An 8,583-nucleotide genomic window follows, 5' to 3' on the forward strand; every position below is an offset into this window, starting at 1 on the left:
CTTCTCCCGCCTCGGCTTTTTCCCCGCCGCGCGGCGCCGCCCGCGGGGGGGGGGCGCCCCCGCCCGCCCCGCCCCCCCCCCCCCCCGCCGTACGGACGCGGGTGCCGTCAGGCGCCCATCGCGTGCAGGCCGCCGTCCACGTGGACGATCTCACCGGTGGTCTTCGGGAACCAGTCCGACAGCAGCGCGACGACGCCGCGGCCCGCCGGCTCCGGGTCGCTCATGTCCCACTCCAGCATCGAGCGGGAGTTCCACACGTCCGCCAGCTCGCCGAAGCCCGGGATGGACTTCGCGGCCATGGAGCCGATCGGCCCGGCCGAGACCAGGTTGCAGCGGATGTTCTCCTTGCCCAGGTCGCGGGCGAGGTAGCGGCTGGTGGCCTCCAGCGCGGCCTTGGCCGGGCCCATCCAGTCGTACTGCGGCCAGGCGAACTGCGCGTCGAAGGTGAGGCCGACGACGGCCGCGCCCTCGTGCGGGAAGAGCGGCTTGCAGGCCATGGTCAGCGACTTCAGCGAGAACGCCGAGACGTGCATGGCGGTGGCGACCGACTCGAACGGCGTGTTCAGGAAGTTGCCGCCGAGGGCGTCCTGCGGCGCGAAGCCGATGGAGTGGACGACGCCGTCGAGGCCGCCGAGCTCGTCGCGGACGAGCGTCTCCAGCCGGTCCAGGTGCTCCTGGTTGGTGACGTCGAGCTCGATCACCTTGGCGGGCTTGGGCAGCTTGCGGGCGATGCGCTCGGTCAGCGTCGGCCGCGGGAACGCCGTGAGGATGACCTCGGCGCCCTGCTCCTGGGCGAGCTTGGCGGCGTGGAACGCGATGGAGGACTCCATCAGCACGCCGGTGATGAGGATGCGCTTGCCCTCGAGAATTCCGCTCATGGTGATCAGTGACCCATGCCCAATCCGCCGTCAACGGGAATGACGGCTCCGGTGATGTACGCGGCGTCGTCGGACGCCAGGAAGCGAACGGCCGCCGCGATCTCCTCGGGCTGCGCGTAGCGGCCGAGCGGCACCTGGCCCACGATGCCGGCGCGCTGCTCGTCGGTGAGGACCTTGGTCATGTCCGTGTCGACGAAGCCGGGGGCGACCACGTTGAAGGTGATGTTGCGGGAGCCGAGCTCGCGGGCGAGCGACCGGGCGAAGCCGACCAGCGCGGCCTTGGAGGCGGCGTAGTTGGCCTGTCCCGCCGAACCCAGCAGGCCGACGACCGAGGAGATCAGGACGACGCGGCCCTTCTTGGCCCGGAGCATGCCCCGGTTCGCGCGCTTGACCACGCGGAAGGTGCCGGTGAGGTTGGTGTCGACGACCGAGGAGAAGTCCTCCTCCGTCATCCGCATCAGCAGGGTGTCCTTGGTGATGCCGGCGTTGGCCACCAGCACCTCGACCGCGCCGTGCGCTTCCTCGATCTGCTTGTAGGCCTGCTCCACCTGCTCGGAGTCGGTGATGTCGCAGCGGACCGCCAGAACACCGGCCGAGGTGAGCGCCTCCGGCGGCTCTCCCGACCGGTACGTGATCGCGACCTTGTCTCCGGCCTCCGCGAAGGCGCGGGCGATGGCGAGGCCGATGCCCCGGTTACCTCCGGTGACGAGAACCGAGCGGCTCAACGGATCACCCTTTCGCTAGCGGTCTGAATACCGAAAACCTATAGGTCGCACCCCTCGTACGGAGAATCCACCTCCGACAGGGCCTTGCGACGGGCTCTGTCGAATCCCTACAGAAAGGTGTAGGCACGACAGCCCCGGTCGCGACATGATCGGGGAGACCGGCCCCGACTTCGGGAGGAATTCCGTGCCCCATTCCATCGACGCGGCCTTCACCGCGCTTCCCTTGCGGGCGCTCGCCGACGCGGCGCTCGCCCGGGCCCGCGCGCTGGGCGCCGACCATGCCGACTTCCGGCTGGAGCGGATCCGCAGCGCCTCCTGGCGCCTGCGCGACGCCAAGCCGTCCGGCGGTTCCGACACCACCGACCTCGGCTACGCGGTCCGGGTGGTGCACGGGGGCAGCTGGGGGTTCGCCTCCGGTGTGGACCTGACCATGGACGCCGCCGCCAGGGTGGCCTCGCAGGCCGTGGCCATGGCGAAGCTGTCCGCCCAGGTGATCAAGGCCGCCGGTTCGGACGAGCGGGTGGAGCTGGCCGAGGAGCCGGTGCACGCGGACCGGACCTGGATCTCGGCCTACGACGTGAACCCGTTCGAGGTCGCGGACGCGGAGAAGGCGGCGCTGCTCGCCGACTGGAGCGCGCGGCTGCTGGCGGCCGACGGGGTCGCGCACGTGGACGCCTCGCTGCTGGCCGTGCACGAGAACAAGTTCTACGCGGACACCGCGGGCACCACGACCACGCAGCAGCGGGTCCGCATCCACCCGCAGTTCACGGCGGTCGCCGTCAACGCCACCACCGGCGAGTTCGACTCGATGCGCACCATCGCGCCGCCCGCCGGCCGCGGCTGGGAGTACCTGACCGGCACCGGCTGGGACTGGGACTCCGAGCTGGAGCAGATCCCCGGTCTGCTCGCCGAGAAGATGAAGGCCCCGAGCGTGCGGGCCGGGCGCTACGACCTGGTGGTGGACCCGTCCAACCTGTGGCTCACCATCCACGAGTCCATCGGCCACGCCACCGAGCTCGACCGCGCGCTGGGCTACGAGGCGGCGTACGCGGGGACCTCCTTCGCCACCTTCGACCAGCTGGGCAAGCTCAAGTACGGCTCCCCGATCATGAACGTGACGGGCGACCGCACCGCCGAGCACGGCCTGGCCACCATCGGCTACGACGACGAGGGCGTCGAGGGGCAGAGCTGGGACCTGGTCAAGGACGGCACCCTGGTCGGCTACCAGCTGGACCGGCGGATCGCGAAGCTGACCGGCCTCGGGCGCTCCAACGGCTGCGCCTACGCCGACTCCCCCGGGCACGTGCCCGTCCAGCGCATGGCGAACGTGTCGCTCCAGCCGGATCCCGGCGGCCTGTCCACCGAGGACCTGATCGGCGGGGTGGAGCGCGGGATCTACGTGGTCGGCGACCGCTCCTGGTCGATCGACATGCAGCGCTACAACTTCCAGTTCACCGGGCAGCGGTTCTTCCGCATCGAGAACGGCAAGCTGGCCGGGCAGCTGCGCGACGTCGCGTACCAGGCCACGACCACCGACTTCTGGGGCTCGATGGAGAAGGTCGGCGGCCCGCAGACCTATGTCCTGGGCGGCGCCTTCAACTGCGGGAAGGCCCAGCCGGGCCAGGTCGCGTCGGTCTCCCACGGCTGCCCGTCCGCCCTCTTCCGCGACGTGAACATCCTGAACACCACGCAGGAGGCCGGACGATGACCTCATCGATTCGATCGACCAAGCCCCACGAGATCGTCGAGCGGGCCCTGGAGCTGTCCACCGCCGACGGGTGCGTCGTCATCGCCGACGAGCAGTCCACCGCCAACCTCCGCTGGGCGGGCAACGCGCTCACCACCAACGGCGTCACCCGCGGCCGGACCCTGACGGTCATCGCCACGGTCGACGGCAAGGAGGGGACGGCCTCGGGGGTCGTCTCGCGCAGCGCCGTCACCGCCGCGGACCTGGAGCCGCTGGTGCGCGCCGCCGAGGCCGCCGCGCGCGGGGCCGGTCCCGCCGAGGACGCCCAGCCGCTGGTGACCGGGACCCCGGCCTCGCCGGACTTCACCGACGCCCCCGCCGAGACCTCCTCGGCGGTGTTCGCGGACTTCGCCCCGGCGCTCGGCGAGTCCTTCGCCCGGGCCCGCGCGGGCGGCCGCGAGCTGTACGGCTTCGCCAACCACGAGCTGGTCTCCACGTACGTCGGCACCTCCACGGGCCTGCGGCTGCGCCACGACCAGCCCAAGGGCACCCTGGAGCTCAACGCCAAGTCCCCGGACCGGCAGCGCTCGGCCTGGGCCGGGCGGGCCACCCGCGACTTCAAGGACGTGGACCCGACCGTCCTGGACGCGGAGCTCGCCGTGCGGCTCGGCTGGGCCGAGCGGAAGATCGAGCTGCCGGCCGGGCGGTACGAGACGCTGCTGCCGCCGACGGCCGTGGCGGACCTGCTGATCTACCAGATGTGGTCGGCGGCGGCGCGGGACGCGGTGGAGGGCCGGACGGTCTTCTCCAAGCCCGGCGGCGGCACCCGGATCGGCGAGCGGCTCTCCGAGCTGCCGCTGACGCTGCGCAGCGACCCGAACGCGCCGGGCCTGGAGTCCGCGCCCTTCGTCATCGCGCACAGCTCCGGGGACGACGCCTCGGTGTTCGACAACGGCCTGCCGGTCCCGGCGACCGAGTGGATCCGCGAGGGGGAGCTGGCCCGGCTGACCACGACCCGGCACAGCGCGGCGCTGACGGACCTGCCGCTGTCCCCGGCCTTCGGCAACCTGATCCTGGACGGCGGCGGCGACAAGTCGCTGGAGGAGATGGTCGCCGGTACCGGGCGGGGCCTGCTGCTGACCTGCCTCTGGTACATCCGCGAGGTCGATCCGGCCACCCTGCTGCTCACGGGCCTGACCCGGGACGGCGTCTACCTGGTGGAGAACGGGCAGGTCGTGGGCGAGGTGAACAACTTCCGGTTCAACGAGTCGCCCGTGGACCTGCTGTCGCGGGCCACCGAGGCGGGCCGGACCGAGAAGACGCTGCCGCGCGAGTGGGGCGACTGGTTCACGCGCGCCGCGATGCCCGCTGTCCGCATCCCGGACTTCAACATGAGTTCGGTGAGCAAGGGCGTCTGACCCACCTAGACTGGGCTCGGCATTTCCACAAAACGTAAGGAGTCGAGAGACCGTGACGGACATCGTCGACGAACTGAAGTGGCGCGGGCTCTTCGCCCAGTCCACCGATGAAGAAGCGCTGCGCAAGGCGTTCGCGGACGGTCCTGTCACGTTCTATTGCGGCTACGACCCGACCGCCGCCTCGCTGCACGTGGGACACCTGGTCCAGGTGCTCACCATGCGCCGGCTCCAGCTGGCCGGGAACCGGCCGCTGGCGCTGGTCGGCGGGGCCACCGGCCAGATCGGCGACCCGCGCCCGACCGCCGAGCGCACCCTGAACGATCCGACGGTCATCGCGGAGTGGGTGAACCGGCTGCGGTCGCAGATCGAGCCGTTCCTGTCCTTCGAGGGCGAGAACGCGGCGGTGCTGGTCAACAACCTGGACTGGACGGCGGGCATGTCCGCCATCGAGTTCCTGCGGGACATCGGCAAGCACTTCCGCGTCAACAAGATGCTGACGAAGGACTCGGTCGCCAAGCGGCTGGAGTCGGACCAGGGCATCAGCTACACGGAGTTCAGCTACCAGCTGCTCCAGGGCATGGACTTCCTGGAGCTGTACCGGCGCCACGGCTGCGTGCTCCAGCAGGGCGGCTCGGACCAGTGGGGCAACCTGACGGCCGGTCTCGACCTGATCCACCGGGTCGAGCCGGGCGCGGTCGTGCACGCGATGGCGACCCCGCTGATGGTCAAGGCGGACGGCACCAAGTTCGGCAAGACCGAGGGCGGGGCCGTCTGGCTGGACCCGGAGATGACCACGCCGTACGCGTTCTACCAGTTCTGGCTGAACGTGGACGACCGGGACATCTCCACCTACATGCGGATCCTGTCCTTCCAGAGCCGTGAGGAGCTGGAGGCGCTGGAGGCGCAGACCGCCGAGCGGCCGCAGGCGCGCGCCGCGCAGCGTGCGCTGGCGGAGGAGCTGACGACGCTGGTGCACGGCGCCGACCAGTGCGCGGCCGTGATCGCCGCGTCGAAGGCGCTGTTCGGGCAGGGCGATCTGGCGGAGCTGGACGAGGCCACGCTGGCCGCGGCCCTGTCGGAGCTGCCGCACGTCCGGGTGGCGGAGCTCGGCCAGGTGGTGGACCTGCTGGCGGAGACCGGTCTGGTCGCGAGCAAGTCGGCGGGCCGGCGGACCGTGAAGGAGGGCGGCGCCTACGTGAACAACGCGAAGGTGACGGCCGAGGACGCGGTGCCCGCCAAGGAGGACCTGCTGCACGGGCGTTGGCTGGTGCTGCGGCGCGGCAAGAAGAACCTGGCGGCGGTCGAGGTCACCGGGGCCTGACGGCTCCGGGGCGGACGCCCGGTACGGAACGCGGCGGAGGGGCCGGTACGGACACTCCCCCCAGCTACTGCTGGGGGCCCTGGTCCGGCCGGTCCCTCCGCCGCGTTCCGGGACGCGCCGCTAGGTCATCTCGCGCTTGCCGCCCCGCATCGCCTTGTACGCCATCTCGCCGAGCGCGACGAGGACGACCGCGCCGGCGAGCTGGAGCAGGTGGCGGGTCCAGTCGATGCCCCGGGTGTCGGCGACCCCGATCCAGGTGGCGACGGCGTTGCCGAGGACGCCGCCGATGATGCCCATGAGCGTGGTCAGCCAGAGGGGCTGGTGCTGCTTGCCCGGCAGGACCGCACGGGCTATCAGGCCCAGCACGAAACCGACGATGATCGCCCACAACCAGTGCATGTCGAGCCTCCTCCTGGCGCGTTGTGCGCACGTGGGCCCAGTCTCGGCCCGTTCGGCGTACCGCGCATTTCGGGCGGCCCCGTTCGGGGGAACCCCCTCTCCTCCCGGCCGGGGAGGCGGCGTACCGTGGGAGGATCCGGACCGGGGAGCGTCCGGCGGATGATCGGGTGGTGGAGTGGTGGAGCGGACCAAGCAGACCAAGCGGCAGAAGCGGAACGGGGCCGAGGTCTTCCGGATCACCGGCGCCCGGATGGGGCTCGACGAGGACGTCCGGGGCCGTCAGCGCCGCTACGTGATCTCGATGGTGATCAGGACCCTGTCGGTCATCGCGACGGTGCTGCTGTGGAACGTGCAGCGGCCGGTGGCGATCGTGACGCTGGTCGCGGGGGCCCTGCTGCCCTACGTCGCCGTGGTCATCGCGAACGCGGGGCGCGAGTCCGCCCCCTCGCTGCCGTCGCACTTCATCCCGGCTCCCGTACTGCCCGCGCTGGAAGCGGGAAACCTCACGAAAAGCTCAGATCAATCATGAAGTTCCGGTGCACCGTACCGGGTCCTGCGTGACATACTGCCTACGCGCTCCGCATCCCCCGTCGGAGCGACGGACCGACGCCGGGCAGCTCCCCCCGTGGCTGCTCGGCGTCGCCTTTCCGCTCCGGCGGTTTGTAGGGTTGAGGCGTGACCTCCCCTGATACCGAAACCCCGACCTGTTCCGCCAAGGGCTGCCGTGACGCGGCCGTCTGGGTGCTGGCGTGGAACAACCCGACGCTGCACACGCCCGAGCGCCGCAAGACCTGGCTGGCGTGCGAGGAGCACCGCGAACACCTGTCCCAGTTCCTGGGGGTCCGTGGCTTCCTCAAGGACGTGGTGAAGCTCGGTGAGTGGGTGCAGCCGGAGGGCTCCGAGCGCGCCCGCTGAGCGGCCGGGCGCGCGCCGGCCCCCGGCCGCGGTCCTAGCCGCCGATCGCCGACATGGGGCGGTCGGGCTGGAGGAAGGACGGGTCGTCAAGACCGGATCCGGCCTTCTTGCCCCACATCGCCACCTTCCACAGCCGGGCGATCTCCTCGTCCGGGGCGCCCGAGCGCAGCGCGGCCCTCAGGTCCGATTCCTCGGTGGCGAACAGGCACGTGCGGACCTGGCCGTCGGCGGTGAGCCGCGTACGGTCGCAGGCTCCGCAGAAGGGGCGGGTGACCGAGGCGATGACGCCGACGGTGGCCGGGCCGCCGTCGACCACCCAGCGCTCGGCCGGGGCGGAGCCGCGTTCGTCGGCGCCCTCCTCGGTGAGCGTGAAGCGGGTCCGCAGCGACTGGAGGATGTCGCCGGCGGTGATCATGCCCTCGCGCTTCCATCCGTGCTGGGCGTCGAGGGGCATCTGCTCGATGAAGCGGAGCTCGTACTCGTTCTCCACGGCCCAGGCCAGCAGGTCGGGGGCCTCGTCGTCGTTCAGCCCGGGCATCAGCACGGCGTTGACCTTGACGGGGGTGAGGCCGGCGTCGCGGGCCGCGGCCATGCCCTCGATGACGTCCTTGTGCCGGTCGCGGCGGGTCAGGGTCTTGAAGACCTCGGGCCGCAGGGTGTCCAGCGAAACGTTCACCCGGTCCAGACCCACGGCCTTCAGGGCCTGCGCGGTGCGCTTGAGGCCGATGCCGTTGGTGGTCAGGGACATCTGGGGGCGGGGCTCCAGGGCCGCGCACTGCTCGACGATCCCGACCAGGCCGGGGCGGAGCAGCGGTTCGCCGCCGGTGAAGCGGACCTCGGTGATGCCGAGCCGGGTGACGGCGATGCGGATCAGCCGGACGATCTCGTCGTCGCTGAGCAGGTCGGACTTCCCGAGCCACTGCAGTCCCTCTTCGGGCATGCAGTAGGTACAGCGGAGATTGCACCGGTCGGTGAGCGAGACGCGCAGGTCAGTGGCCACGCGGCCGTAGGTGTCGAGAAGCACTGTGGGCCCCCTCCCCTGTCCGGATCTGTAGAGGTTCGATGACTTCGAGCCTACGCGACGCGTGTTACATCCAGTGGTGCCCGAATGGACGAGAGGCAGCGTGGCCGCGTCGTATGGAAGTACGACGGGGGCCCCCGGGGTGTGGGGTCGTTGTAAGTGGGGGGCCCGTGGGTTATAAAAATAAAACTGGCCCCCAGCGAATATCCGATGAGGTAT

9 protein-coding genes are annotated in these 8,583 nt (G+C 71.0%); 5 read left to right on the top strand and 4 right to left on the bottom strand.

Going from position 1 to position 8,583, the window contains the following annotated elements:
- Window positions 1-107 precede the first annotated feature (107 nt).
- On the bottom strand, window positions 108-878 hold the full coding sequence (gene fabI, locus ACFWP3_RS37210; RefSeq protein ID WP_384230256.1) for an enoyl-ACP reductase FabI: 771 nt from the start codon (window positions 876-878) through the stop codon (window positions 108-110).
- Between the two features lie 5 nt (window positions 879-883).
- The gene (gene fabG / locus ACFWP3_RS37215; RefSeq protein ID WP_384230258.1) at window positions 884-1,603 is read right to left on the bottom strand and encodes a 3-oxoacyl-[acyl-carrier-protein] reductase; all 720 of its coding nucleotides are present in this window, start codon (window positions 1,601-1,603) and stop codon (window positions 884-886) included.
- Window positions 1,604-1,748: 145 nt separating this feature from the next.
- Between fabG and ACFWP3_RS37220 the strand changes: the two genes are divergently transcribed.
- The 3 genes from ACFWP3_RS37220 to tyrS are packed head-to-tail and all read left to right on the top strand — an operon-like array spanning window position 1,749 to window position 6,029.
- Complete coding sequence (locus tag ACFWP3_RS37220; RefSeq protein ID WP_384230260.1) at window positions 1,749-3,311, top strand: TldD/PmbA family protein; 1,563 nt, start codon at window positions 1,749-1,751, stop codon at window positions 3,309-3,311.
- The gene (locus ACFWP3_RS37225; RefSeq protein WP_384230263.1) at window positions 3,308-4,708 is read left to right on the top strand and encodes a metallopeptidase TldD-related protein; all 1,401 of its coding nucleotides are present in this window, start codon (window positions 3,308-3,310) and stop codon (window positions 4,706-4,708) included. Before ACFWP3_RS37220 ends, ACFWP3_RS37225 begins: the two co-directional genes overlap by 4 nt.
- A gap of 52 nt (window positions 4,709-4,760) precedes the next feature.
- The gene (gene tyrS / locus ACFWP3_RS37230; protein WP_384230265.1) at window positions 4,761-6,029 is read left to right on the top strand and encodes a tyrosine--tRNA ligase; all 1,269 of its coding nucleotides are present in this window, start codon (window positions 4,761-4,763) and stop codon (window positions 6,027-6,029) included.
- 120 nt (window positions 6,030-6,149) lie between these two features.
- Here tyrS and ACFWP3_RS37235 read toward each other — a convergent pair whose 3' ends face one another.
- Window positions 6,150-6,428 carry a GlsB/YeaQ/YmgE family stress response membrane protein gene (locus tag ACFWP3_RS37235; RefSeq protein ID WP_384230267.1) on the bottom strand — a complete coding sequence of 93 codons (279 nt, stop codon included), beginning with the start codon at window positions 6,426-6,428 and terminating at the stop codon, window positions 6,150-6,152.
- A 250-nt stretch (window positions 6,429-6,678) separates the two neighbouring features.
- On the opposite strand from ACFWP3_RS37235, the gene ACFWP3_RS37240 reads away from it, so the two are divergent.
- Together ACFWP3_RS37240 and ACFWP3_RS37245 are read left to right on the top strand one after the other, a co-directional pair.
- Complete coding sequence (locus ACFWP3_RS37240; protein ID WP_384230306.1) at window positions 6,679-6,957, top strand: DUF3099 domain-containing protein; 279 nt, start codon at window positions 6,679-6,681, stop codon at window positions 6,955-6,957.
- Window positions 6,958-7,103: 146 nt separating this feature from the next.
- Entirely contained in the window at window positions 7,104-7,343 is a 240-nt protein-coding gene (locus tag ACFWP3_RS37245) for a hypothetical protein (RefSeq protein ID WP_384230269.1), read from the top strand.
- Window positions 7,344-7,377: 34 nt separating this feature from the next.
- Here ACFWP3_RS37245 and moaA read toward each other — a convergent pair whose 3' ends face one another.
- Window positions 7,378-8,367, bottom strand: coding sequence for a GTP 3',8-cyclase MoaA (gene moaA / locus ACFWP3_RS37250; RefSeq protein WP_384230272.1), 990 nt, complete (start codon window positions 8,365-8,367; stop codon window positions 7,378-7,380).
- Window positions 8,368-8,583: the final 216 nt, after the last annotated feature.

This window comes from Streptomyces sp. NPDC058525, assembly GCF_042719495.1.
GTDB lineage: Bacteria > Actinomycetota > Actinomycetes > Streptomycetales > Streptomycetaceae > Streptomyces.

Bases quoted from the DNA above. Each gene is read 5' to 3' on its own strand.
- fabI (WP_384230256.1), bottom strand. From the start codon at position 878: ATGAGCGGAATTCTCGAGGGCAAGCGCATCCTCATCACCGGCGTGCTG.
- ACFWP3_RS37220 (WP_384230260.1), top strand. From the start codon at position 1,749: ATGATCGGGGAGACCGGCCCCGACTTCGGGAGGAATTCCGTGCCCCAT.
- ACFWP3_RS37225 (WP_384230263.1), top strand. From the start codon at position 3,308: ATGACCTCATCGATTCGATCGACCAAGCCCCACGAGATCGTCGAGCGG.
- ACFWP3_RS37235 (WP_384230267.1), bottom strand. From the start codon at position 6,428: ATGCACTGGTTGTGGGCGATCATCGTCGGTTTCGTGCTGGGCCTGATA.
- ACFWP3_RS37240 (WP_384230306.1), top strand. From the start codon at position 6,679: ATGGGGCTCGACGAGGACGTCCGGGGCCGTCAGCGCCGCTACGTGATC.